This is a genomic window from Streptomyces sp. NPDC091377 (genome assembly GCF_044757045.1).
GTDB lineage: Bacteria > Actinomycetota > Actinomycetes > Streptomycetales > Streptomycetaceae > Streptomyces.
On sequence record NZ_JBIVUE010000020.1, the window covers coordinates 1 to 24,687 of the forward strand.

The following is a 24,687-nucleotide window of genomic DNA, read 5'->3' on the forward strand; positions in this document are numbered from 1 at the left end:
GCCCGCGGACGTCGAGCTCGCCGCATGACCCCAGCCAGCCCGAATCACCCCAAACCCCACAGAGACGCCTTGACGAAGGACATAGAGGCACCCCCCCCGCGACGACCCGAACGACAGCGCCTGGACCACCCCGGAGCCGGTCTCCCGCCCGCACCCCCGACGCGGCATCCATCACATCCGCTTCCGCCCCCTCCCCCCGCCCACCTACGGTGACCAGTGCGCCCAACCGGGGTGAAACCCCCCGTACCCGGGCGAACGGCGGCCACGTCGGCCGGTTCAGCCGCCACGGCCACCGTTATCGGAGTGTGACCAAAGCACCCCTTGTCACGCCCCGAAGGTCTGGCACAGAGTGATGTATGCGCTTACAGGAAGCGCATACATCTGGAAGCTCAAGGAGGAGCCGTCCATGCACCGCGCCGCCCGAAACACCGCGATCGCCCTCACGGCGGCGTCCGCGCTGACCCTCACCGCCTGCGGCGGATCCGGTGGCACGGACACCGCGGCCGACGCCGAGCAGACCCTCACCGTCTGGGCGATGGGCACCGAGGGTGAGAAGCTCGTCGACGTCGCCAAGGAGTACGAGAAGGCGAACGCGAACATCACCGTCAAGGTGACCCCGGTCGGCTGGGACGTCGCGCACCAGAAGCTGGTGGCCGCCGCCGCGGCCGGCAAGCTCCCCGACGTGATGCAGATGGGCGGCAGCTACCTCGGCGAGTTCGCGGACATGGACGTCCTCGAACCGGTCGACACCAAGACCGTCAAGAAGGAGGACTTCTTCCCCGCCGCCTGGGACCAGTCCACCTACGACGGCGAGGTCTACGGCGTCCCGTGGTACGTCGACACCCGCGTCCTCTACTACCGCACCGACCTCGCCGAGAAGGCCGGTCTGGACGGCCCCCCGAAGACCATGACCGAGCTGTCCGAGGCCGCCTCCGCCCTCCAGGACAAGGCCGACACCGAGTGGGGCCTGTCCATCCAGCCCGGCGGCCTGGACACCGTCCAGAGCTTCTACGCCTTCCTGTACTCCCACGGCGGAGCCATCCTCGACGACGACTCCAAGCCGGTCGTCAACAGCCCCGAGGCCGTCAAGGCCCTGGAGACCTACGGCGGCTTCTTCGACAAGGGCCTCAGCGAGAAGTCCGTACGCCCCGGCTACGACGTCACCAAGGACTTCAACAGCGGCTCCGTGCCGATGTTCTTCGGCGGCCCCTGGATCATGAGCCTGCTGGACGACAACTACCCCGACATCAAGGGCAAGTGGGCCGTCGCCCCCGTCCCCGCCGACCAGGCGTCCGTCTCCATGGCCGGCGGCTCCAGCCTCGCCATCTCCGCCGACAGCGAGCGCAAGGCCGCCGCCAAGAAGTTCGTCTCCCACCTCACCGACGCCAAGGGCCAGGCCGACTGGTACGAGCGCACCAAGGACCTGCCCGCCAACATGACCGCCTGGGAGTCCGGCGACCTCGCCACCGACCCCAGCCTGAAGGTCTGGCGCGAGCAGATGGAGACCGCCCGCGCCAACCCCTCGCAGCCGCGCTGGACCGAGATCACCTCGAAGGTCGACACCGCCATCGAGTCCGTCACCCAGGGCAAGTCCTCCGCCAAGGACGCCCTGGACAAGGCCCAGACCGAGATCGAGGGCCTGGTCCAGTAAGCAGGGCGCCAGGTCACACCCCCTGATCCCGGGGCAGGCCCGGCAGCGGCCGGACGGCCCCGCCGAGCCTGCCCCCGTAGGAAGGCGCTACCGGCGTCCGTGACACCCCCCCGCCGTCACGGACGCCGGTACCCGCCCAGGCCCAGCAGAGAGAGCGCACGCACATGTCCCTCGTGACCGGACCGGCCGCCGACCCGGCGGCCCCCGCGAAGACCCGGAGGGCGCCGGGGCGCGAGCCGCGCCGAAAGCGCCGGACGGACAAGCTGAGCAGACGCACTCTGCACGGCTGGCTGTTCTCCACCCCGTTCCTCGTGCTGTTCGCCGTGTTCATGGCGTTCCCGATCCTCGCGACGCTCCTCATGAGCTTCACGGACTTCGGGGCCAGGAACGTCACCCGCCCGCTGGAGGCCGAGTTCATCGGCTTCGAGAACTACGTCAAGCTCTTCAGCGACGACAAGTTCCTCACGGCCCTGTTCAACACGGCGTACTTCGTCGTCGTCGGCGTCCCGCTGACGGTCCTGCTCGGCCTGCTCGTCGCGGTCCTGCTCAACAACGGCATCGACCGCGCCCGCACCTTCTTCCGGGTCGGCTTCTACGCCCCCGTCGTCACCGCCATCGTCGCGGTCGCCGTCGTATGGCGCTTCGTCCTCGACCCCTCCGACGGACTGATCGCCGGCCTCGCCGCCGAGGTCGGCCTCAAGGCCCCCGACTTCCTCGGCTCCGAGACCTGGGCCATGCCCTCGCTGATCGTGATGGCCGTCTGGCGCAACCTCGGCACCGTGATGGTGCTGTTCATCGCCGGACTCCAGGCGATCCCCACCGAGGTGCGCGAGGCCGCCCGGCTCGACGGGGCGAGCGGCTGGCAGGAACTGCGCCGGATCACCGTGCCGCTGCTGCGCCCCACGATGCTCTACGCCACCGTCATCACCACCATCGGCTACCTCAATGTCTTCGAGGAGCCCTTCGTGATGACCCAGGGCGGCCCCTCCGACTCCACCCTCACCGTGTCCCTGGAGATGTACCGGCAGGGCTTCAACTTCTTCCACATGGGCTATGCGAGCGCCATGGCGTACGTCCTGTTCGTCGTGATCATGGGCATCACGGTGCTCCAGCTCCGACTGCTGAAGGACAACACCCGATGAGCGCCCCGACGGCCCCCGCCTCCGCGGACCACCCGGCCCCCACGTCGAAGAACCCGGCCGCCGCCCCGTCCCCCGCGCCGCGCCGCCGCACCGGCGGCCGGATCCGCAGGCCACTGCTGTACGTCGTCGCCTCGCTCGGTCTGCTGGTGATGTCGGCGCCGTTCCTCTGGATGGCGCTGTCCGCCTTCAAGACCAAGCAGGACCTCACGGCCAGCCCGCCCGTGTGGCTCCCCTCCGACTGGACGCTCGGCAACTTCACCGCGCTGCTCGACCAGCTCGACATGCCGACCTACTTCGTCAACTCGCTGATCGTCGCCGTCCTGGTGACCGTCTGCAATCTGCTGTTCTGCTCGATGCTCGGCTACGCCCTCGCCAAGCTGGAGTTCGCCGGACGCTCGCAGATCTTCGGCGTCGTGCTGGCCGCGCTCATGGTCCCCGGCAACCTGCTGATCCTGCCGCTGTACGTCCTGATGACCAAGCTGGGTCTGATCGACACCTACGCCGGGCTCGTGCTGCCGTTCGCGGCGGGCGCGTTCGGGGTGTTCCTGATGCGGCAGTTCATGCAGTCGATCCCCGACGAACTCCTGGAGGCGGCGCGCATCGACGGCGCCGGAGAGTGGTACATCTTCTGGCGCATCGTGATGCCGCTGGTGAAGCCCGCGCTCGCCACGCTGACGATCTTCACCTTCCTCGGCTCCTGGAACAACTTCGTCTGGCCGCTCATCGCGACCAACGACCCCGAGAAGTACACCCTGCCCGTGGCGCTGGCGACCTTCGCCAACGACCCCAACCGGACCGTCGGCGGCGGCAACGGGATGCTCATGGCCGGCTCACTGCTGGTCGTGCTGCCCGTCCTGCTCGTCTTCATCGTGCTCCAGCGCCACTTCACCCAGGGCATCGCCACGGCCGGGCTCAAGTAGCACAAGGAGTACAAGGAGCACAAGGAACTCCCGTGCGCCCCGGGCCCCGCCCGGACCCCGCCCGGGCCTCGCCCGGGCCCCTCTCCAGACCCGCCCACCCCCCACCCACCCCCCTCACCACCAGAGAGAACGGACGATGACGCACACTTCGACCGCCTTCCCCGCCGGCTTCCTGTGGGGCGCCTCCACCGCCGCCCACCAGATCGAGGGGAACAACGTCAACAGCGACTGGTGGCGCAAGGAGCACGACCCGGCCGCGAAGATCGCCGAGCCGAGTCTGGACGCCTGCGACAGCTACCACCGCTGGGAGCAGGACATGGACCTGCTCGCCCAACTCGGCTTCACCGACTACCGCTTCAGCGTCGAATGGGCCCGGATCGAGCCCGTCGAGGGCACCTTCTCGCGCGCCGAGATCGCCCACTACCGCCGGATGGTCGAGGGCGCCCTCGCACGCGGCCTGCGCCCCATGGTGACCCTGCACCACTTCACCGTGCCGCGCTGGTTCGAGGACCGGGGCGGCTGGACCGCCGACGGCGCGGTGGAACTGTTCGCCCGCTACGTCGAGCACTGCGCGCCGATCATCGCCGACGGCGTCCGGCACGTCTGCACCATCAACGAGCCCAACATGATCGCCGTGATGGCGGGCCTCGCCAAGCGCGGTGAGCAGGGCTTCCCGCCCGCCGGACTGCCCACCCCGGACGACGGGACCACCCAGGCGGTCATCGCCGCCCACCACGCCGCCCGCGAGGTCGTCCGGGCCGTCGCCCCCGCCGCCGAGGTCGGCTGGACCATCGCCAACCAGGTCTACCAGGCACTGCCCGGCGCCGAGGAGGTCACCGCCGCCTACCGGTACCCCCGCGAGGACATCTTCATCGAGGCCGCGCGCGGCGACGACTGGATCGGCGTCCAGTCCTACACCCGTACGAAGATCGGCGCCGACGGTCCGATCCCCGCGCCCGAGGACGTCGAGCGCACCCTGACGCAGTGGGAGTACTACCCGGCCGCCGTCGGCCACGCGCTGCGCCACACCGCCGACGTCATCGGCCCGGACGTGGCGCTGATCGTCACCGAGAACGGCATCGCCACCGCCGACGACACCCGCCGCGTCGACTACTGCGCCGGTGCCCTGAACGAGGTCGCCGCCGCGATCGAGGACGGCCTCAACATCCAGGGCTGGCTGGCCTGGAGCGCGCTCGACAACTACGAGTGGGGCTCCTTCAAGCCGACGTTCGGCCTGATCGCCGTCGACCCGGTCACCTTCGCCCGCACCGCGAAGCCGTCCGCCGTCTGGCTCGGCGGCCTGGGCCGCACCCGCGCACTGCCCCGCACCACCGCCTGACCCGAGGTACCTTCGCACCCCGCCCGGCCCGAGGCGCCCGCCCGGCCCTCCCGGCGCGGGGCGCCCCCCGACCCGGGAGCCGGTGGACCTGACCCCACCGGCTCCCGTCCTCCCCCCCTCACTCCGCCCATCCCCACCCATCCCCCCCATCCCCCCCATCCCCCCACTCCCCCCACTCCGCCCACCCCCCCCACGTGAGCCTTCCTTCGTTCGTACCTTCCGCCCCTCTCATCAGGAGCCGAACCCGCAATGAAGCGTCGTACGTTCCTCGCCGGCGCGGCCACCGCCGCCGGAGCCGCCACCCTCGGTACCGCCCCGCTCACCACCGCCCACGCGGCGACCCCGCAGCGCCCCCCGTCGGGAGACGGCAAGGCCCTGCGGACCTGGTTCGAGGCGACCCACCGTTCCCTGCTGGCCATGACCACCGACTTCGGTCTGGCCGCGGACAAGATCGACGTCAGCGGGAGCGGCACACCGGTGCCGTCGCCGCAGACCTCCCCGACCAACATCGGCTGCGGCCTGTGGACCACCGTGGCCGCCGCCGGCCTCGGCATGGTCTCCGACTCCGTGATGGAGCGCCGCCTCACCCGTACCGTCGCGGCCGTGGAGAAGCTGGAACGCGCCCACGGCTTCTGGTTCAACTGGTACGACTCCTACGACGGTTCGGTGCTGACGGCCTGGCCCGAGACCGGTGCCACGGTCCGCCCGTTCCTCTCCTCGGTCGACAACGCGTGGCTCGTGACCGGCCTGATGATCGCCGCGGACGCGGCCCCGTCGCTGCGCCCGCGGGTGGCCCGGCTGCTGGCGGACGCGGACTGGTCGTACTACTACACCCCCTACGACCCGGCGGACCCGGTGGCCGGCCCCGGTCAGCTGCGGGGCGGCTACTGGCCCGACCGCCCCGGCAAGGGCGAGCCCACCGGCCACCACTACGGCGCCCTCAACACCGAGCCGCGCATGGCCAGTTACCTCGGTATCGCCGACGGCTCCCTCCCCGGCGACCACTACTGGCACCTGTTCCGCACCCTGCTGCCCGGCATGGGCCAGGAGCAGGCGCCCGGCGGCGAGTGGGTCACCATCGACGGTGTCCGCGTCTGGCAGGGCCACTACACCCACCGCGGCCGCAAGCTCGTCCCCACCTGGGGCGGCTCCATGTTCGAGGCGCTGATGGTGCCCCTGTTCGTCCCCGAGCCGACCTGGTCCCCACGGTCCTGGGGCACCACCCACCACCGCTACGTCCGCAGCCAGATCGAGCACGGCCTGACCGAGCAGGGCTACGGCTACTGGGGCTTCTCCCCGTCCAACATCCCCGACGGCGGATACCGCGAGTACGGCGTCGACGCCATCGGCATGCAGGAGGACGGCTACCACCCGCACGCCGTCGTCACCCCGCACGCCTCCTTCCTCGCCCTGCCGTACGCGGAGCGTGAGGCGCTGGCCAACCTGCGCGCGCTGGACCGCGACTTCGGCGCCTACGACGACCGCTACGGCTTCCGCGACTCGGTCGACGTCACGACGGGCCGGGTCAGCGACTTCGTCCTCGCCCTCGACCAGGGCATGATCGCCGCCGCCCTGGCCCAGCACCTGCGCCCCGGCCTCCTCCAGCGCCCGTTCCGCACCGCCGGCTTCCGCAGCCGCGTCCGCCCCCTCCTCCAGAGGGAACGCTTCAGCATCTGACCCCGGAAGCCCCCCGCACCCCCGCCCCCTCGGACCACCGCCGGGTCCTGGGGGCGGGCCCCGGGGCGGGGGCGCCGTCGCCGCTGCCGCCGTGCCGGGCGCCGGCTACAGCCGCTGGATGATCGTGCCCGTGGCCAGGGCGCCGCCCGCGCACATGGTGATGAGGGCGAACTCCTTGTCCGTGCGCTCCAGTTCGTGCAGGGCCGTGGTGATCAGACGGGCTCCCGTCGCGCCGACCGGGTGGCCGAGGGCGATGGCGCCGCCGTTGACGTTGACCTTCTCCAGGTGCTGCTCGAAGACCTGGGTCCAGCTCAGCACCACCGAGGCGAACGCCTCGTTGATCTCGACGACGTCGATGTCCTTGAGGGTCATGCCCGCCTTGCCGAGGACGGCGCGGGTCGCGTCGATCGGGCCGTCCAGGTGGAAGTGCGGGTCGGCGCCCACCAGGGCCTGGGTCACGATCCTCGCCCGCGGTTTCAGCTTCAGGGCGCGCGCCATCCGTTTGGAGGCCCACATGATCGCCGCCGCGCCGTCGCTGATCTGGGAGCTGTTGCCCGCCGTGTGGACGGCCGACGGCATCACCGGCTTCAGCCGGGCCAGCGCCTCCATGGAGGTGTCGCGGAGCCCTTCGTCGCGGTCGACCAGGCGCCACATGCCGTGACCGGCGTGCTGCTCCTCCTCGGTGGTCGGCACCTGGACGGCGAAGGTCTCGCGTTTGAAGCGCTCCTCCGCCCAGGCCCCGGCGGCCCGTTCCTGGGAGAGCAGTCCGAGGGAGTCGACGCGCTCACGGGTCAGCCCCCGGCGGCGGGCGATGCGCTCGGCCGCCTCGAACTGGTTCGGGAGGTCGACGTTCCACTCCTCGGGGAAGGGCTTTCCGGGGCCGTGCCTGGAGCCCGAGCCCAGCGGGACCCGGGACATCGCCTCGACACCGCAGCTGATGCCGACGTCGATCACTCCGGCGGCGACCATGTTGGCCACCATGTGCGACGCCTGCTGCGAGGAGCCGCACTGGCAGTCGACGGTGGTCGCGGCCGTCTCGTACGGCAGTCCCATGGTCAGCCACGCGGTGCGCGCGGGGTTCATGGACTGCTCGCCGGCGTGGGTCACGGTGCCGCCGACGATCTGCTCGACACAGTCGGCGGGGATGCCGGTGCGGCCGAGGAGTTCACGGTAGGTCTCGCCCAGGAGGTAGGCGGGATGAAGGTTGGCGAGCGCTCCGCCGCGCTTGCCGATGGGGGTGCGTACGGCTTCGACTATCACGGGTTCGGCGGCCATCGGGTGGTCCTCTCCTCCGGTACCCGCGCGGCGCGGGTGTCCCGGCCCGCCCGCCACGCAGAACTAGTACGCGTTCTAGTTCTGGGTGCAGTCTGCTGATGGGGCGCGCGTCACCGCAAGGGTCTTGCACGGGGTGAACGTCCCGAGTGGGTCAGGGAGGTGGGGGCGGGGTGGGTCGGTGGCCGGAGGTGAGATCGGAGGTGTCGTACCCCTTGCCAGTTCTAGAACCCGTTACTACCTTCGCGGCAACTCACCTTCTGATGGTCCGTCAGATGATGGCTGGAGCCGCCGATGCCCTGTCCAGCGCTGCCCGACGGGTTCGACTTCACCGACCCCGACGTGCTGCACCGCCGAGTGCCCCTGCCCGAGTTCGCCGCGCTGCGCCAGGCCGAGCCGGTCCGCTGGATCCCGCAGACCCGGAACGTCGCCGGGTTCCAGGACGAGGGCTACTGGGCCGTCACCCGGCACGCCGACGTCAAATACGTCTCCACCCACCCCGAGTTGTTCTCGTCCCACGTCAACACCGCGATCATCCGCTTCAACGACCGCATCCGCCGGGACGCCATCGACGCCCAGCGGCTCATCCTGTTGAACATGGACCCGCCCGAGCACACCCGCGTCCGCCAGATCGTGCAGCGCGGCTTCACCCCCCGGGCCATCCGCGCCCTGGAGGAGCGGCTGCGCGAACGCGCCCGGGCCATCGTCCAGGGGGCACTGGCCCGCTCCGGCCCCTTCGACTTCGTCACGGAGGTCGCCTGCGAACTGCCCCTCCAGGCCATCGCGGAACTGATCGGGGTCCCTCAGGAGGACCGCTCCAAGATCTTCGACTGGTCGAACAAGATGATCGCCTACGACGATCCCGAGTACGCCATCACGGAGGAGGTCGGCACGGAGGCGGCGACCGAGATCCTGGCGTACGCGATGAACATGGCGGCCGACCGCAAGCAGTGCCCGGCGAAGGACATCGTCACCACGCTCGTCGCCGCCGAGGACGAGGGCAACCTCGGCTCCGACGAGTTCGGCTTCTTCGTACTGATGCTGGCCGTCGCGGGCAACGAGACCACCCGCAACGCCATCACCCACGGCATGCACGCCTTCCTCACCCACCCCGACCAGTGGGACCTCTACAAGCGGGAGCGCCCGGTCACCACCGCCGAGGAGATCGTCCGCTGGGCGACCCCGGTGGTCGCCTTCCAGCGCACCGCCACCGAGGACACCGAACTGGGCGGGGCGACGATCCGCGCGGGCCAGCGCGTCGGCATCTTCTACTCCTCCGCCAACCACGACCCCGAGGTCTTCACCGACCCCGACCGCTTCGACATCACCCGCGACCCCAACCCCCACCTCGGCTTCGGCGGCGGAGGCCCCCACTTCTGCCTGGGCAAGTCCCTCGCCGTGCTGGAGATCGACCTCATCTTCAACGCCATAGCCGACGCCATGCCGGGCCTGCGCATGGTCACCGACCCGCGCCGCCTGCGCTCCGCCTGGATCAACGGCGTGAAGGAACTCCAGGTCAGCGCGGGCTGACCCCTCGAACGCGGGCCGACGGCCTCCCGGCGCCGTCGGCCCGTCACCGTCAGTAGCGGCTGAGGTCGGCGGCGCGGCCCGTCGGCCGGGCGGGGGCGGTCAGTCCCGTCCCGATGTCGTCACCGCCAGCAGCGCCGCCAGCAGCGCCACCACCAGGAGCGGGACGCCGAGGCCGTGGTCCAGGTAGAGCCAGGCGCCGAGCAGGGCGCCGCAGAAGAGGGAGAGCACGGCGGCGGCCCGCAGCAGCCCGTGTTCGCCCCGGCCGCCGCCGAGGGGGGAGTCCGAGAGCAGGGCGGTCAGGGTCGTGGTGACCACCGTCGTCGTCGCGATCCCGGGGACCCCCAGTTTGCGGACCGTCGCGTTGCGCATACCCATGGCCAGCGCGGTGACCGCCAGCAGCACGTAGGGGCGTACGGCGTCGTCCGGGAGGGTGAAGGCCGCGATCGCGGCGGCCAGCAGCAGCGCGGCCTCCAGAGCCAGGGAGGCTCTCGCCCAGCGTCCGCGCGGGTGCGCCGCCAGTCGGCCCGCCAGCCGGCCGCCCCCCACCGCTCCCGCCACGAAACAGCCGATCGAGGTCGCCGTGTGCGCCACGGAGAAGCCCTTCGCGCCGGCCGTCGCGAAGCCCAGGACCACCACATTGCCGGTCATGTTCGCCGTGAACACGTTGTGCAGGCCCAGAAAGCTCACCGCGTCGATCATGCCGCTGCTCACAGTGAGCGCGAGCAGGGAGTAGGTGAGGCGCAGACGGGGGGACTCGCTCCGCCCCGGGGACGGCCCCGGGGGCGATTCCGGTGTCGGTTCCGGTCCTGGTTCCGGGGGTGGCTCGGGTGGCTCGGATGGCTCCTCGGCCTCGGCGGAGGTCATGGGACCAGTGGACCACGGGGGTAGGGGAGGCGCCCGGACCGGCGGGCCCGCGCGTGCGGGCATGACGAAGGCGGCGGCCCCGCTGTGATCGCGGGGCCGCCGCCCGAGTCCCGGTGCCCGCTCGCGCGGGCTCAGCCTGCCGGTGCAGGGCGCTGCTTCAGCTTCAGCTCGCCGGCTCAGTACCAGCCGTTGGCCTGCCAGAAGCTCCAGGCGCCGGTGGGGCTGCCGTAACGCGAGTTCATGTAGTCGATGCCCCACTCGATCTGGGTCGCGGCGTTGGTCTTCCAGTCGGAGCCGGCCGTCGACATCTTCGAGGCGGGCAGCGCCTGGACCAGGCCGTACGCGCCGGAGGAGGGGTTGGTCGCGTTGACGTCCCAGTTGCTCTCCTTCTCGACGATCTTCGAGAAGGCGGTGTAGTGCGCGGTGTTCGGGATCATCTTCTTCGCGATCGCCTTCGCCTCGGCGGGCGACGCCATGGGGGTCGCGGCGTTGGCCGGGGCGGCGGAGAGGGCCATACCGGCGGTGGCGGCGGCCACGGCGGCGACGGTGAGGGCCTTCTTGGGGGACGCGATGCTTCGGATGAACGAGACGGACACAGTGAACCTTTTCTTCGGGGACGGGGTGGCCGCCCGACCCCCGTGACCCTGTGGTGCGTACTGCCGGGATACGGGGATGCGTCGGTGCCGTGGCCCCGGGGGGCGTCGGCACCTGGCGACGTCGACCAGAGAAGCAGGCTCAGGAATCCACCGCAATGACCCCTTTTACTAGTTGTGGTCGCATGCGAGGCATTCGCCTGCTGTGTGACCTGGCTCTCATTGCCCAGGTCAGAGGCTATAAAGGCGCGTGCATGACACGCCGATCGATCTACGAAGCCCCCTCGTTGGTGATCTGCGTCATGTGGGGCGCTTCACGGGTTCCGTGACCCCGGGCGTACGCGCCCTCACCGAGCGGGAGCGTCGAACGTGACCGGCGCCTCGAACGCGGCCCTGCGCGTCGCCCGCCGCAGCGCCCGCAGCACCGCCGGACCCACCAGGAACGTCAGCACCACCGTCACCAGCGCCCGGCCCAGGTCCCACCCCAGGGACGTCGCCAGGCAGTACGCCACGAAGCGGGCCAGATTCGCCGCGACCGGCGCGTCCGCGTCGAAGGCGATCCGCGTGCTGTTCTCGTCCATGAACGGCCAGCCCGCCAGATTCATGACCGTGCCGTACGCGAACGCCCCCACGAACCCGTACACCGCCAGCAGCACCAGCTCACCGCGCCCCCGCAGCCGGTCGGGCCCCGGCAGCAGCCCCGCGCCCATCGCGAACCAGCCCATCGACAGCATCTGGAACGGCAGCCACGGCCCCACACCGCCCGTCAGCAGCGCCGACGCGAACATGGTCACCGAGCCGAGCACGAAGCCGAAGCCCGGCCCGAGCACCCGGCCGCTCAGCACCATCAGGAAGAACATCGGCTCGATCCCGGCCGTCCCCGCCCCGATCGGCCGCAGCGCCGCCCCGGTCGCCGCCAGCACACCGACCATCGCCACCGCCTTCGGGCCGAGGCCGGACTCGGAGATCGTCGCCGCCACCACCGCGACCAGCAGCACCAGCAGCCCCGCGAACAGCCAGGGCGCGTCCTGCGCGTGCGCGGCCACGCTCGACTCCGGCGGCGCCAGGAACGGCCACCCCAGCGCCCCCACGCCCACCGCCCCGACCAGCGCCAGCGCGGCGACGGACCGCGGCCCCAGCCGCACGGCACGCGCCTGCGGGGTCACCGGCGGCCGGACGCGCCCCGAGGGCCGTAGCCCCCCGGACGGCCCCGTCGCCCCCGTCGCCCCCGTCGCTCCGGTCGTCCCCTTCGCGCCCTTCCCGGCCTCAGCCGCCGTCACCTCTCCCGTCCTCACGCCAGCGCCTCCCTCACCTGCGTCACGGTGAGCCATCGCTGCGGCGCCAGCACCTTGGTGATCTGCGGGGCGTAGGACGGCGACGCCACCACGACCTCGGCCGTCGGACCGTCCGCGATCACCTCGCCCTCCGCCAGCAGCACCACCCGATGCGCCAGCTCCGCCGCCAGCTCGACATCGTGCGTGGCCAGCACGATGGCGTGCCCCTCGGCCGCCAGCCCCCGCAGATGTCCGACGAGGCGGGCCTTGGCCGCGTAGTCCAGACCGCGTGTCGGCTCGTCCAGGAGCAGCAGCGGGGGCCGGGCGGTGAGCACCACCGCCAGCGCGAGCGCCAGCCGCTGCCCCTCGGAGAGGTCGCGCGGATGGACCTCGTCCGCCACCCCGGGCAGCAGGTCCGACACCAGCGCCCGGCAGGTCCCGGCCGCCGCCCCGGCGTCCCGGTCGGCCGCCGCGCACTCCCCGGCCACGGTGTCGGCGTACAGCAGGTCCCGGGGCTCCTGCGGAACCAGCCCGACCCGCCGTACGAGTTCCCTGGGCCGGGTGCGGTGCGGCACCGCGCCCCCGACCCGCACCGACCCGGAGGCCGGGGCGATCAGCCCCACCAGCGCGGACAGCAGGGTCGACTTCCCGGCCCCGTTCCGGCCCATCAGCGCCACCGTCTCACCCGGACCCACCGTGAGATCGACCCCCCGCAGGGCGGTGATCCGGTCCCGGAGCACCCCCAGCGACCGCACCTCGGCCAGCGCCTGAGGGCCCGCGGCGACCCGCGCGCGCCGCAGCCCACGCCGGGCCGCGGCCACCTCCCGCACGGGCACGGACCCGTCCGGCATGGACCTGTCCGGCATGGACCTGTCCGACGCGGACCCGTCCGGTGCGGAACCGTCCGGCGCGGGCCGCTCCAGGGTGGGCCCCGGCTCCCGCCCCGTCAGCCGCTCCCGGAGCCCGCCCGCCCTGCGCCGGGCGTCGCGGACCGTCAGCGGCAGCGGGGACCAGCCCGCCAGCCGCCCCAGCTCCACCACCGGCGGGAACACCGGCGACACCGCCATCACCTCGGCCGGAGCGCCCAGCACCGGCGCCGCCCCCGGTGCCGGGAGCAGGACGACCTGGTCGGCGTACTGCACGACCCGCTCCAGCCGGTGCTCGGCGAGCAGCACGGTCGTACCGAGGTCGTGGACCAGCCGCTGGAGCACGGCGAGCACCTCCTCGGCCGCCGCCGGGTCGAGCGCGGAGGTCGGTTCGTCCAGGACCAGCACCCGGGGGTGCGGGGTGAGCACGGAACCGATCGCCACCCGCTGCTGCTGGCCGCCGGAGAGGGTGGCGATCGGGCGGTCCCGCAGTTCGGCGAGGCCCAGCAGGTCGAGGGTCTCCTCCACCCGGCGGCGCATCACGTCCGGGGCCAGCCCCAGCGACTCCATGCCGTACGCGAGTTCGTCCTCGACCGTGTCGGTGACGAAGTGGGACAGCGGGTCCTGGCCCACCGTGCCGACCACGTCCGCCAGTTCGCGCGGCTTGTGCAGCCGGGTGTCCCGGCCGGCCACCGTGACCCGGCCGCGCAGGGTGCCGCCGGTGAAGTGCGGGACCAGTCCGCCGACCGCGCCGAGGACCGTGGACTTGCCCACCCCCGACGGGCCCGCGAGCAGTACGAGTTCCCCTTCCGGGACCTCGAAGTCGATGCCCTGGACGGCCGGGCCGGCGGCCCCGGCGTAGCTGACGGAGACATCATCGAAACGGATCATGACGGCTCCTTTCCCGCGTATCCCGCGCAGAGGCGGGCGCGGGGGTGACGAAGGCGGGGAGCAGGCCGAGCAGGATCGCCGCCGCGGGCCACAGCGGCAGCTCGGGTGCGGTCGGCGGGACCACACCCGGGTTCAGCGCGGCCGGGTCGGCGGAGCGGGCCAGCACCGTCGCGGCGGCGACCGCGAGGCCCGACCCCGCCACCAGCCAGGCCCGCGGTCCCCAGGGGTCGGGCCTGTAACGGGTCCGCGGCGACCGCCGGCCGCCCAGCCACAGCCCGGCCAGCGCGGCGAGGAGTCCGAGCAGCAGCACGGGCAGCCCGTAGGTGCCGCCGTCCGCCGTGAGCAGCCCGTACGTCCCCGCGCACACACCGAGCAGCCCGGTCAGGGTGAGCGCGGCCGTCGTACGGCGCACCGCGACCGGCACCTGGGCCGTACGGCCGTACCCGCGCGCGTCCATCGCGGCGGCCAGCGCGACCGAGCGCTCCAGCGCGCCCTCCAGCACCGGCAGCCCGACCTGGGCGAGGCCCCTGATCCCGCGGTCCGGACGGCCCCGCAGCCGCCGGGCGGCCCGCAGCCGGCGCACGTCGGCGATCAGGTGCGGTGCGAAGGTGAGCGCCACGACCACCGCGACGCCCATCTCGTACAGCGCGCCCGGCAGCGACTTCAGCAGCCGCGACGGGCTCGCGAGGGCGTTGGCCGCACCGACGCAGATCAGCATGGTGGCCAGGCGCAGACCGTCGTAGAACGCGAAGAGCAGGGACTCCACGGTCACCCGGCCGCCGAGGCGGATGCCCTGCGCCCAGTCGGGGAGGGGAATCTCCGGGAGGGTGACGAGGACGTGGGTGCCGGGGATGGGGGAGCCGAGCGCCACCGCGAAGAAGAGCCGGATGACGATGACGGCGAGGGCGAGTTTGACGAAGGCGTTGTAGGAGCGGGCCCACGGGGTGTCGGGGCGCCGGGCCGCCACGACATACGCCGAGACGGCGATGAGGAGGGCGAGGAGGAGGGGGTTGGTGGTGCGGGTGGCCGCCGTGCCGAGGGCGAGGGACCACAGCCACCACGCACCCGGGTGTATCTGTGCTCGGCGCAGCCGCTCAGCCACGTCGGCGTCGTCGGGTCTGCCAGACGGCAGCCGCTCCCAGCGCAGCGACCGCCGCCGCTCCCGCCCAGATCCCCAGCGACGGGCCGGGATCCGAGGACGACTCGGAGGCGTGGTCGCCGTCGGAGTTCTTGATCTGTTCGCCGCAGCCCTGCTGGGGGTAGCCGGTGATGGCGCAGAGCAGGGCGTTGGAGTCGTAGCGCAGCGGCGCGGCCACCTCGGCCAGCGCCTCGGCGGTGCTGGCGTCGGGGGCGACCTGGGCGCAGGCGGTACGGGCCGGTGGCGGTGACTCGCCGGACGGGGCGTCGGTCCTCGTGCCGAAGTCGAGGACGAGCGCGACCCGTTTGGTGCCGTCCTTCGCGGGGGTGTCGGCGCAGATCGTGTCGAAGCCGGTGGCGCCCCGCGGCTTCGTCGCGTCCTGGGAGTTCTCGCTGACCGCGAACCGGAAGCCCTGGACGTCCCCGTCGGAGGGGCGGGCCAGGGACGGGCCCAGCTCGGCGTAGACCCACTGGTCGCCGGTGCGCTCCCAGAACGACCAGTAGCGGTAGCCGGCCGCCTGGGCCTGCGCCGCGCCGCCGGTGAGCACGAGCAGCAGCGCGGCCAGGGACAGGACGGCCAGCCGACGGGCCACCGCCCCCGCGGTCATGACCTTCGCGGCCGATGTAGCCGGTGTGGCGGGTGAGGCGGATGAGATCGGTGTCGCCCGTGCGGTCGGTGCGGCCTCGGTGGTCGCTGTCGCGGTCGTCACCGCTGCTTGCCCTTGCGGCGGGTGATCAGGAAGCCGATGCCGGCGCCGAAGACGAGGAAGACCCCGGCGTACCACCAGGTACCGAAGGGGGAGTCGTCCTTCTTCTCCCCTTCCTCCTTGACTACGGCGGTGTCCGTCATCTGCATCCCCTCCGCCGACGGGCCGGTCATGGAGAGCTGGGCCACCAGGTCCTGGCCGCCGAACTCGCGCGGGTCGGCGCCCGCCGCCTTCGCGGCGAAGATCAGCTGCGCGTAGGCGGCCGGGCCGCTCTCGGAGGCCCACTGCGAGGCGTTCCGCTCCAGCCAGGTCAGCGACTTCCTCGCCTGCGCGGTGTCGCCCAGCGTGGCCAGTGCCACGACTGCGTCGGCGGTGTTGCCGTAGTCCGGCTGGTCCTCGGCGCCGGGCAGGACGGAGAGCAGATGGCCGTCCTCGGCCAGGGACTTGTTCAGCCAGGCGGCACCGTTGGCGGCGGCCTGCTCGGGGCTGTCGGCGTCGGTGCACCCGGCCCCGGCTTCGGCCGCCGTCCCCGGTCCGCCGACCATGCCCCGGCCGAGGGCGCCCAGCACACCGGCGGCGGTGGCGTCCGCGTTGGCGACCAGTTCGCCCTTCTTGCCGGGCTGGTAGGCGAAGGCGCCGCCGTCGTCGCAGGGCAGGGCCAGCGTCAGCAGGGCGTCGTACGGGGACTTGCCGTCCTTGCGGACCTCGGCGGGCTTCTCGCCGGCCGCGCCGAGGGCGCCGATCACCACGGCGGTGGAGTTGGTGTCGCTGGGGCCGCCGGGGGTGTAGCCCCAGCCGCCGTCCTTGTTCTGCACCGACTTCAGCCAGCCGACGGCCTTCTCGGTGGCGGCCTCGTAGGAGCCGACGGCGGCGAGGGCCTGGACGGCGGCGGCCGTGCTGTTGGAGTCGATGACGGTCTTGGCGTCGCAGTCCGGGCGGGGGTCGGGCCGGTACGCCGCGAAACCACCGTTGTCGCACTGCTGCCGGGCGAGCCAGTCCTTGGCCCGGCCGGAGGTCTGGATGTCCGAGGAGTCCAGGGCGAGCAGCGTGAGCGACTGCCGCCAGACACCGTCGTACGTCGGGTCGGAGTCGCCGAAGAGCCCGGCGGGGAGGGTCGCCGACGGCGACGGCGAGGGGCTGTCGGCCTGGGCGAGCGGAGCGGCGACGGCGCCGATCCCGAAGGCGGCGGCGAGAACCGCGGCACTGCGGCGGACGTACATGATCGGCGGGTGCCCTTTCCTGCTGAGGAGCCGGGCGGCGCGGGGACACCCCGGCGGCTCGGCTCCGTAGACCTCGACGGTGCCGCACCCGGCGGACGCCGGTGCGCTTGAGCCGGTCACGCTCCGCACCCGGTGCTCCGGCTCACGGCCCAGGGGCCGTTGAGGGTGTCCGGTCGGACCCCCAGGCCCTCAAGGCTCCGGGAGAGGGCCGGCGCCGGATTCGCACCGGCTTCTCCGTGTACGGATGTGATACGACCTGATTACTGTACCGGTCGGTCCCCGGGCCCCCGACGGCTCCTACGGCGACATACGTCACGGCCGCGCCGGGGTCGTACGACGTGTCCGCGCCGAGGCCGTACGACGTGTCCGCGCCGAGGCCGTACGACGTGTCCGCGCCGAGGTCACACCGCGATGTACGTCACCGGTTCCCCGCCCGGCACCGGTTCCGCGCGGCCCTGTTTGACCAGGCGGCGCAGATGAGCTTCCGCCTCCGAGACGGCGATGGTGCGGGAGGAGGGGGGAATCTGCGCCCAGGGCCGGTTCCAGGTCATGCGCTCGGCCAGTTGCCAGGGGGTGAGGGGCTCGGCGAGCAGGGCCAGCAGGTCGCGCAGCCGGGACTCGTGGTGGTCGAGGAGGTCGCGGACGCGTGCGCGGGCGCCGGTGAAGGCGTGCTGGTGGGCCGGGAGCACCTCGGCGGGTCCGAGTGCGGCGATCCGTTCCAGGGAGGCGAGGTAGTCGCCGAGCGGGTCGGTGACGGTGGTGTCGTCCGGGTCCTCGTACAGGCCGATGTGCGGGGTGATCCCCGGCAGGACGTGGTCGCCGGAGAAGAGGCGGCCGTGGCCGGGGAGCCGCGCCGGGTGCTCCTCCTCCAGGTGGAGGCAGACATGGCCGGGGGTGTGGCCCGGCGTCCAGATCGCGCGCAGTCGGCGGCCGGGCAGGTCGAGGAGTTCGCCGGGGACGATCTCCCGGTCCGGCAGCGCGGGGGAGAAGGCGGGCCGGGGGCGCGGGGTGCGCGGGGCGCGCAGGGGCGCGACATGGCTCTCGGGGGCGCCGGCCGCGGTGAGCTTGGCGGACATATAGGTGTACCAGCGCTCGGGGCGGGTCTCGCGGGTGCGTCGGACGATCGCGGTGTCCGCCGCGTGCATCGCGATCCAGGCACCGGACGCCGCCCGGACCTTGCCGGAGAGGCCGTGGTGGTCGGGGTGGTGATGGGTGATGACCACCCCGTGGAGTTCGGCGACGGAGGTGCCGCAGGCCGTGAGTCCCTCGGTGAGGGCGTCCCAGGAGTCCGGGTCGTCCCAGCCGGTGTCGATCAGGACCGGGCCGCGGTCGGTGTCGAGGACATGGACGAGGGTGTGGCCGAGGGGGTTGTCGGGGATCGGGACCCGCAGGGAGTGGACGCCTCCGCCGTGGTCGTGCGTGTGTGCCATGACTGGACTCCCCACCCCGTCGCCGCCTTTCGGCCACTATAACTAGAACGAGTTTCTATAGGAGCCCCAGTCATCCATCGTCGGTGCTGTCCGTTCCGTGGACTCCTTCCCGGCTTGCTGGTATCAGTCTTCGTAGCCCTCGATCTGATGGAGCGTCAGAAGACGTGTCAGGTGTCAGGACGGGTGTCGGAGAACAGTGTCGGAGACGAGTGTCGGAAGCAGCGGTGGGAGGCGGCCGGTCATGACCGATCTGGTGGAACACGGACAGCTGTTCATCGGCGGGGAGTTGACCGATCCCCTGGGCGAGGGCGTCATCGAGGTGATCTCACCGCACACCGAGGAGGTCATCGGACGGGTCCCGCACGCCTGCGAGGCCGATGTGGACCGGGCCGTCGCGGCGGCGCGGCGCGCTTTCGACGAGGGGCCCTGGCCGCGGATGTCCCTGGACGAGCGGATCGGGGTCGTCAGCCGCGTCAAGGACGGCATCGCCGCCCGGCACGACGAGATCGCGCGGGTGATCTCCGCCGAGAACGGCTCGCCCTACTCCTGGAGCGTCCTCGCCCAGGCGCTCGGCGCGATGATGGTGTGGGACACGGCGATCACGGTCGCCCGCGGATTCACCCACGAGGAGACCCGCGACGGGGTGCTCGGCCCGATCCTGGTACGCCGCGAACCGGTGGGCGTGGTCGCGGCCGTGGTCCCCTGGAACGTCCCGCAGTTCGTCGCCGCCGCCAAGCTCGCGCCCGCGCTGCTCGCCGGGTGCGCGGTGGTGCTGAAGCCGTCGCCGGAGTCGCCGCTGGACGCCTATCTGCTCGGGGAGATCGCCCGGGACGCCGGGTTGCCGGAGGGGGTGCTGTCGATCCTGCCGGCCGACCGGGAGGTGAGCGAGTACCTGGTCGGGCACCCGGACGTGGACAAGGTCTCCTTCACCGGGTCGGTGGCCGCGGGCAAGCGGGTGATGGAGGTGGCCGCCCGCCATCTCACCCGGGTCACCCTGGAGTTGGGCGGCAAGTCGGCGGCGGTCGTCCTGCCGGACGCCGAGGTGGAGTCCACGGTCGCGGGGATCGTCCCGGCGGCCTGGATGAACAACGGACAGGCGTGTGTCGCCCAGACCAGGATCCTGCTGCCGCGCTCGCGCTACGACGAGTTCGCCGAGGCGCTCACCGCGGCGGCGGGTGCGCTGGTGGTCGGCGACCCGCTGGACCCGGCCACCCAGGTCGGCCCGCTGGTGGCCCGGCGCCAGCGCGAGCGCAGCCTCGACTACATCCGGATCGGCCAGGACGAGGGCGCGAAGATCCTCACCGGCGGCGGACGCCCCGCGGCCCTGGAACGGGGCTGGTACGTGGAGCCGACGCTCTTCGGCGACGTCGACAACTCCATGCGGATCGCCCGCGAGGAGATCTTCGGGCCGGTGATCTGTCTGCTGCCCTACGGCGACGAGGCGGACGCGGTACGGATCGCGAACGACTCCGCGTACGGGCTGAGCGGCAGCGTGTGGACGGCGGACGTGGAACGGGGACTCGGCGTCGCCCGGCAGGTGCGTACCGGCACCTATTCGGTCAACACCTTCAGCCTGGACATGCTGGGCCCGTTCGGTGGCTACAAGGACTCCGGTCTGGGGCGGGAGTTCGGCCCCGAGGGGTACGGGGAGTATCTGGAGCACAAGATGATCCACCTCCCGGCCGGCTGGGAGGGCTAGGCCATGGGCGACCGCTGGCGGATCGAGGTCGACCGCTCCCTGTGCATCGGCTCCGCCCAGTGCGTCCACCACGCCGCGGACGCCTTCCGTCTGGACCCGGGCCGCCAGTCCCACCCGGTGACCCCCGAGACCGACGCCCATGAACGCGTCCTCGCGGCGGCGGAGAACTGCCCGGTGGAGGCGATCACCCTGACGCTGCCGGGGAGCGGGGAGGTGGTGTTCCCGCCGGAGGAGTAGCCCGTCCCACGGACCCACCCGAGACGGCGCCCACGCCCCGTCAGGTCGCCCCCGGTTCCGTCAGGTCGATCAACCGGCACACCGTCTCGATGTCGATCTTCACCTGGGCGATCGAGGCCCGGCCGGAGAGCCAGGTGATCAGGGCGGAGTGCCAGGTGTGCTCGATGACGCGGACCGCGGAGAGCTGCTCGGGGGTGGGGTGTTCCAGGCCCATCGCGTCCAGGATGATCAGCGTCGTCTGGCGTGACACCTGGTCGACCTCGGGCGACACGCTCCGGTCCGCGAAGGTCAGCGCGCGCACCATCGCGTCGGCCAGATGCGGCTCCCGCTGCAACGCGCGGAAGGCCCGCATCAGGGTCTCCGCGACCCGCTCCGCCGCCGTCTCGCCGCCCGGCGGCTTCTTCCGCAGGGTGCCGTGCATATGCTCCAACTGGTCCTGCATGGTGGCGACCAGCAGATGCACCTTGGACGGGAAGTACCGGTACAGCGTGCCCAGCGCCACCTGCGACACCTCGGCGACCTCACGCATCTGCACCGCGTCGAAACCACCCCGGCTGGCGAGCTGGGCGCTCGCGTGCAGGATGCGGCGCCGCCGCGCCTCCTGCCGCTCGGTGAGCGGCGGCGAGCCGTTTCTCGCGCTGCTGGCTTCCACCTTCGTCACCTTGGCTTCCGCAGGCATGGATCCCGTTCCGTGACAGTCCGTGAGGGGGACGATCAGACAGCATGGCAGGACCGGGGCGATCGTGCGCGCCGTGGCGCGAATCACCTGATCCACTTCTCAACCTGGCCCTACCTGCCGGTAGATTCAGAGCTTCTTGAACGATCAAGTCTGAAACTTGTTCTAGATTAGCGTCCACCCGTAGTCTCGCAGGCGGGCAGGCAGGGAAGGGGGCCGAGGGTGACCGCTGAGGCCGGTCGGACAGAGGCCGAGGGCGGTGTCGCCGCCGACGGCGAACCACCGCTTCGCATCGCACTCCTCACCTACAAGGGGAACCCGTTCTGCGGCGGCCAGGGCGTCTACGTCCGCCACCTCTCCCGTGAACTCGCCCGCCTCGGCCATCGCGTCGAGGTCATCGGCGCCCAGCCCTACCCCGTGCTCGACGCCGGACCCGAGGGCCTCGCCCTGACCGAGCTGCCGAGTCTCGACCTCTACCGCCAGCCCGACCCCTTCCGCACCCCGAAGCGCGACGAGTACCGCGACTGGGTCGACGCCCTGGAAGTCGCCACCATGTGGACCGGCGGCTTCCCCGAACCCCTCACCTTCTCGCTGCGCGCCCGCCGCCACCTGCGCGCCCGCCGCGGCGAGTTCGACGTCGTCCACGACAACCAGACCCTCGGCTACGGACTCCTCGGCGACCTCGGCGCCCCCCTCGTCACCACCGTCCACCACCCCGTCACCGTGGACCGCGGACTCGAACTGGACGCCGCCGACACCTGGCAGCGCCGCTGGTCCGTACGCCGCTGGTACGCCTTCACCCGGATGCAGAAGCGGGTCGCGCGCCGGCTGCCGTCCGTCCTCACCGTCTCCGGCACCTCCCGCGCCGAGATCGTGGACCACCTCGGCGTACGCGCGGAACGCGTCCATGTCGTGCCCGTCGGCGCCGACACCGACCTCTTCTCACCCGACCCGTCCGTGGCCCGCGTGCCGGGCCGGATCGTCACCACCTCCAGCGCCGACGTCCCCCTCAAGGGCCTGGTCTTCCTGGTCGAGGCGCTCGCCAAGGCCCGTACCGAACACCCGGCCGCCCATCTCGTCGTCGTCGGCACACGCCCCACCGAAGGGCCGGTCGCCCAGGCCCTCACCCGCTACGGCCTCCAGGACGCCGTCCAGTTCGTCAAGGGCATCTCGGACGCCGAACTGGTCGACCTGGTCCGCTCGGCCGACGTCGCCTGCGTCCCCTCCCTCTACGAGGGCTTCTCGCTGCCCGCGGCCGAGGCCATGGCCACCGGGACCCCGCTGCTCGCCACGACCGGCGGCGCCATCCCCGAGGTCGCCGGACCGGACGGGGAGACCTGCCTCGCCGTGCCCCCCGGCGACGCGGGCGCCCTCGCCGTCGCCCTGAACCGCCTCCTCGGCGACCCCGCCCTGCGGGCCCGCCTCGGCGCCGCGGGCCGCGAACGCGTCCTCGCGCACTTCACCTGGGCCCGGGCGGCGCAGGGCACGGTGACCCGGTACCGCGAGGCCGTCGCCCGCCACTCCACGTCCCGGGGCCGGACCACCGAGGAGACCGCCCGCAGGCGCCCCGCACCGACCCTCGCCCCCACCCCCACCCCCACAGAACCCGACCGTGAAAGCAGGGCCACGTGCTGACCGTCGACTTCTCCCGGTTCCCGCTCGCGCCGGGCGACCGCGTCCTGGACCTGGGCTGCGGAGCCGGGCGGCACGCGTTCGAGTGCTACCGGCGCGGCGCGCGGGTCGTGGCACTGGACCGCAACGCCGAGGAGATCCGCGAGGTCGCCAAGTGGTTCGCGGCGATGAAAGAGGCCGGTGAGGCCCCCGAGGGCGCCACCGCCACCGCCATGGAGGGCGACGCCCTCCAACTGCCCTTCCCCGACGCCTCCTTCGACGTCGTCATCATCTCCGAGGTGATGGAGCACATCCCCGACGACAAGGGCGTCCTCGCCGAGATGGTCCGCGTCCTCAAACCCGGCGGCCGGATCGCCGTCACCGTCCCGCGCTACGGCCCCGAGAAGGTCTGCTGGACCCTCTCCGACGCCTACCACGAGGTGGAGGGCGGCCACATCCGCATCTACCGCGCGGACGAACTGATCGCCAAGATCCGCGAGGCCGGGCTCCGCCCCTACGGCACCCACCACGCCCACGCCCTGCACAGCCCCTACTGGTGGCTCAAGTGCGCGTTCGGCGTCGACAACGACAAGGCGCTGCCGGTCCGCGCCTACCACAAGCTGCTCGTCTGGGACATCATGAAGAAGCCGCTCGCCACCCGCGTCGCCGAACAGGCCCTCAACCCCCTGATCGGCAAGAGCTTCGTGGCCTACGCGACCAAGCCGCACCTGCCCTCCCTCACCGCCGACGGGGTGTCCGCCGAGTGACCACGCCCCGGACCGAGCACCTCGTGCTGCCCGGGGTCCTCACCGCCGGACAGGCCGCCGCCACCGTCGCCGGACTCCTCGCCGCCCAGCGCGAGGACGGCGCGATCCCCTGGTTCCGAGGCCACCACCTCGACCCCTGGGACCATGTCGAGACCGCCATGGCCCTGGACGCCGCCGGCGAGCACGAGGCCGCCGAACGCGCCTACCTGTGGCTCGCCGCCCACCAGAACGACGACGGCTCCTGGTACGCCGCCTACGCCGACGGCGACCCCCAGGCCGTCACCGACCGGGGCCGCGAGTCCAACTTCGTCGCCTACATAGCCGTCGGCGTCTGGCACCACTACCTCTCCACCGGCGACGACACCTTCCTCGACCGCATGTGGCCGACCGTGCACGCCGCGATCGAATGGGTGCTACGGCTCCAGCAGCCCGGCGGGCAGATCGGCTGGCGGCGCGAGGACGACGGCACCGGCACCGCCGACGCGCTGCTCACCGGCTCCTCCTCCATCCACCACGCCCTGCGCTGCGCCCTCGCCGTCGCCGAGCAGCGCGAGGAGGCCCAGCCGGACTGGGAACTGGCCGCCGGGACGCTCCGGCACGCCATACGGCGCCACCCGGAGCGGTTCCTGGACAAGAGCCGGTACTCGATGGACTGGTACTACCCGGTGCTGGGCGGCGCCCTGACCGGGGCCGAGGCCAAGGCCCGGCTGGAGGAGGGCTGGGAGCGGTTCGTGGTGCCGGGCCTCGGCGTCCGCTGTGTCGTCCCCAACCCGTGGGTCACCGGCGGGGAGTCCGCCGAACTCGCGCTCACCCTCTGGGCGACGGGGGAGTCGGACCGGGCGCTGGAGGTGCTCCAGTCGCTCCGGCATCTGCGCGAGCCGACGTCAGGGCTGTACTGGACGGGATACGTGTACGAGGACGACGCGATCTGGCCGCGCGAGCTGACGACGTGGACGGCGGGGGCGTTGCTGTTGGCCGTGGCCGCGATCGGGGGGCATGACGCGACGTGTGCGGTGTTCGGTGGTGAGCGGTTGCCCTCCGGGCTGGAGGCGGATTGTTGCGCCTAGGGGCGTTTGTCGTCGCCGTCGTGGGCGGGTGCGGGTTGGATGTGGCTGGTTGCGCAGTTCCCCGCGCCCCTGAGGGGGGTTGGTCGTCGCCGTGGTGGGCGGGTGCGGGTTGGGTGG

21 protein-coding genes are annotated in these 24,687 nt (G+C 72.3%); 11 read left to right on the top strand and 10 right to left on the bottom strand.

What is annotated here, in order from left to right:
* The first annotated feature begins 406 nt into the window (after positions 1–406).
* From ACIQNG_RS32090 to ACIQNG_RS32110, 5 genes are all read left to right on the top strand, one after another.
* A complete protein-coding gene (locus ACIQNG_RS32090) occupies positions 407–1,651 on the top strand; it encodes a sugar ABC transporter substrate-binding protein (protein WP_401489876.1) in 1,245 nt (414 codons plus the stop codon).
* Between the two features lie 164 nt (positions 1,652–1,815).
* Positions 1,816–2,793, top strand: a complete 978-nt coding sequence (locus ACIQNG_RS32095; protein WP_401426498.1) for a carbohydrate ABC transporter permease — start codon at positions 1,816–1,818, stop codon at positions 2,791–2,793.
* On the top strand, positions 2,790–3,713 hold the full coding sequence (locus ACIQNG_RS32100) for a carbohydrate ABC transporter permease (protein ID WP_401426501.1): 924 nt from the start codon (positions 2,790–2,792) through the stop codon (positions 3,711–3,713). The genes ACIQNG_RS32095 and ACIQNG_RS32100 overlap by 4 nt, the downstream gene beginning before the upstream one ends.
* A gap of 136 nt (positions 3,714–3,849) precedes the next feature.
* Positions 3,850–5,052 (top strand): glycoside hydrolase family 1 protein, encoded by a 1,203-nt coding sequence (locus ACIQNG_RS32105; protein WP_401489879.1) that lies wholly within the window; start codon positions 3,850–3,852, stop codon positions 5,050–5,052.
* A gap of 249 nt (positions 5,053–5,301) precedes the next feature.
* Entirely contained in the window at positions 5,302–6,729 is a 1,428-nt protein-coding gene (locus ACIQNG_RS32110) for a glucoamylase family protein (protein WP_401426506.1), read from the top strand.
* Positions 6,730–6,834: 105 nt separating this feature from the next.
* Here the strand turns inward: ACIQNG_RS32110 and ACIQNG_RS32115 are convergent, their stop codons facing one another.
* Entirely contained in the window at positions 6,835–8,004 is a 1,170-nt protein-coding gene (locus ACIQNG_RS32115; protein ID WP_401489881.1) for a steroid 3-ketoacyl-CoA thiolase, read from the bottom strand.
* A 291-nt stretch (positions 8,005–8,295) separates the two neighbouring features.
* Between ACIQNG_RS32115 and ACIQNG_RS32120 the strand changes: the two genes are divergently transcribed.
* Complete coding sequence (locus tag ACIQNG_RS32120) at positions 8,296–9,531, top strand: cytochrome P450 (RefSeq protein WP_401489884.1); 1,236 nt, start codon at positions 8,296–8,298, stop codon at positions 9,529–9,531.
* A 99-nt stretch (positions 9,532–9,630) separates the two neighbouring features.
* Here ACIQNG_RS32120 and ACIQNG_RS32125 read toward each other — a convergent pair whose 3' ends face one another.
* The 8 genes from ACIQNG_RS32125 to ACIQNG_RS32160 all read right to left on the bottom strand — a co-directional run bounded on the left by ACIQNG_RS32125 (position 9,631) and on the right by ACIQNG_RS32160 (position 18,513).
* Entirely contained in the window at positions 9,631–10,395 is a 765-nt protein-coding gene (locus ACIQNG_RS32125) for a YoaK family protein (protein ID WP_401426513.1), read from the bottom strand.
* A 176-nt stretch (positions 10,396–10,571) separates the two neighbouring features.
* On the bottom strand, positions 10,572–10,991 hold the full coding sequence (locus tag ACIQNG_RS32130; RefSeq protein WP_401426515.1) for a transglycosylase SLT domain-containing protein: 420 nt from the start codon (positions 10,989–10,991) through the stop codon (positions 10,572–10,574).
* A gap of 344 nt (positions 10,992–11,335) precedes the next feature.
* On the bottom strand, positions 11,336–12,154 hold the full coding sequence (locus ACIQNG_RS32135; protein ID WP_401490051.1) for an ECF transporter S component: 819 nt from the start codon (positions 12,152–12,154) through the stop codon (positions 11,336–11,338).
* A 125-nt stretch (positions 12,155–12,279) separates the two neighbouring features.
* Positions 12,280–14,019: an ABC transporter ATP-binding protein gene (locus ACIQNG_RS32140; RefSeq protein ID WP_401489888.1), complete on the bottom strand. Its 1,740-nt coding sequence runs from the start codon at positions 14,017–14,019 to the stop codon at positions 12,280–12,282.
* Positions 14,003–15,151 carry an energy-coupling factor transporter transmembrane component T gene (locus ACIQNG_RS32145; protein WP_401490053.1) on the bottom strand — a complete coding sequence of 383 codons (1,149 nt, stop codon included), beginning with the start codon at positions 15,149–15,151 and terminating at the stop codon, positions 14,003–14,005. The genes ACIQNG_RS32140 and ACIQNG_RS32145 overlap by 17 nt, the downstream gene beginning before the upstream one ends.
* The gene (locus ACIQNG_RS32150) at positions 15,114–15,764 is read right to left on the bottom strand and encodes an SCO2322 family protein (protein ID WP_401490055.1); all 651 of its coding nucleotides are present in this window, start codon (positions 15,762–15,764) and stop codon (positions 15,114–15,116) included. Before ACIQNG_RS32150 ends, ACIQNG_RS32145 begins: the two co-directional genes overlap by 38 nt.
* A gap of 98 nt (positions 15,765–15,862) precedes the next feature.
* The gene (locus ACIQNG_RS32155; protein ID WP_401490057.1) at positions 15,863–17,083 is read right to left on the bottom strand and encodes a prenyltransferase/squalene oxidase repeat-containing protein; all 1,221 of its coding nucleotides are present in this window, start codon (positions 17,081–17,083) and stop codon (positions 15,863–15,865) included.
* A 401-nt stretch (positions 17,084–17,484) separates the two neighbouring features.
* Positions 17,485–18,513, bottom strand: coding sequence for an MBL fold metallo-hydrolase (locus tag ACIQNG_RS32160; protein ID WP_401489891.1), 1,029 nt, complete (start codon positions 18,511–18,513; stop codon positions 17,485–17,487).
* A 241-nt stretch (positions 18,514–18,754) separates the two neighbouring features.
* Here ACIQNG_RS32160 and ACIQNG_RS32165 point away from each other — a divergent pair, with 241 nt between their 5' ends.
* Together ACIQNG_RS32165 and ACIQNG_RS32170 are read left to right on the top strand one after the other, a co-directional pair.
* Positions 18,755–20,212, top strand: a complete 1,458-nt coding sequence (locus tag ACIQNG_RS32165; RefSeq protein WP_401489894.1) for an aldehyde dehydrogenase — start codon at positions 18,755–18,757, stop codon at positions 20,210–20,212.
* Positions 20,213–20,215: 3 nt separating this feature from the next.
* Positions 20,216–20,449, top strand: a complete 234-nt coding sequence (locus ACIQNG_RS32170; protein ID WP_401426527.1) for a ferredoxin — start codon at positions 20,216–20,218, stop codon at positions 20,447–20,449.
* A 40-nt stretch (positions 20,450–20,489) separates the two neighbouring features.
* Here ACIQNG_RS32170 and ACIQNG_RS32175 read toward each other — a convergent pair whose 3' ends face one another.
* The gene (locus ACIQNG_RS32175; RefSeq protein ID WP_401489897.1) at positions 20,490–21,128 is read right to left on the bottom strand and encodes a TetR family transcriptional regulator; all 639 of its coding nucleotides are present in this window, start codon (positions 21,126–21,128) and stop codon (positions 20,490–20,492) included.
* A gap of 219 nt (positions 21,129–21,347) precedes the next feature.
* Between ACIQNG_RS32175 and ACIQNG_RS32180 the strand changes: the two genes are divergently transcribed.
* The 3 genes from ACIQNG_RS32180 to ACIQNG_RS32190 are packed head-to-tail and all read left to right on the top strand — an operon-like array spanning position 21,348 to position 24,570.
* Positions 21,348–22,760: a glycosyltransferase family 4 protein gene (locus ACIQNG_RS32180; protein WP_401489899.1), complete on the top strand. Its 1,413-nt coding sequence runs from the start codon at positions 21,348–21,350 to the stop codon at positions 22,758–22,760.
* Complete coding sequence (locus tag ACIQNG_RS32185; protein ID WP_401426536.1) at positions 22,754–23,503, top strand: class I SAM-dependent methyltransferase; 750 nt, start codon at positions 22,754–22,756, stop codon at positions 23,501–23,503. The genes ACIQNG_RS32180 and ACIQNG_RS32185 overlap by 7 nt, the downstream gene beginning before the upstream one ends.
* A complete protein-coding gene (locus ACIQNG_RS32190; protein WP_401489902.1) occupies positions 23,500–24,570 on the top strand; it encodes a prenyltransferase in 1,071 nt (356 codons plus the stop codon). Before ACIQNG_RS32185 ends, ACIQNG_RS32190 begins: the two co-directional genes overlap by 4 nt.
* Positions 24,571–24,687: the final 117 nt, after the last annotated feature.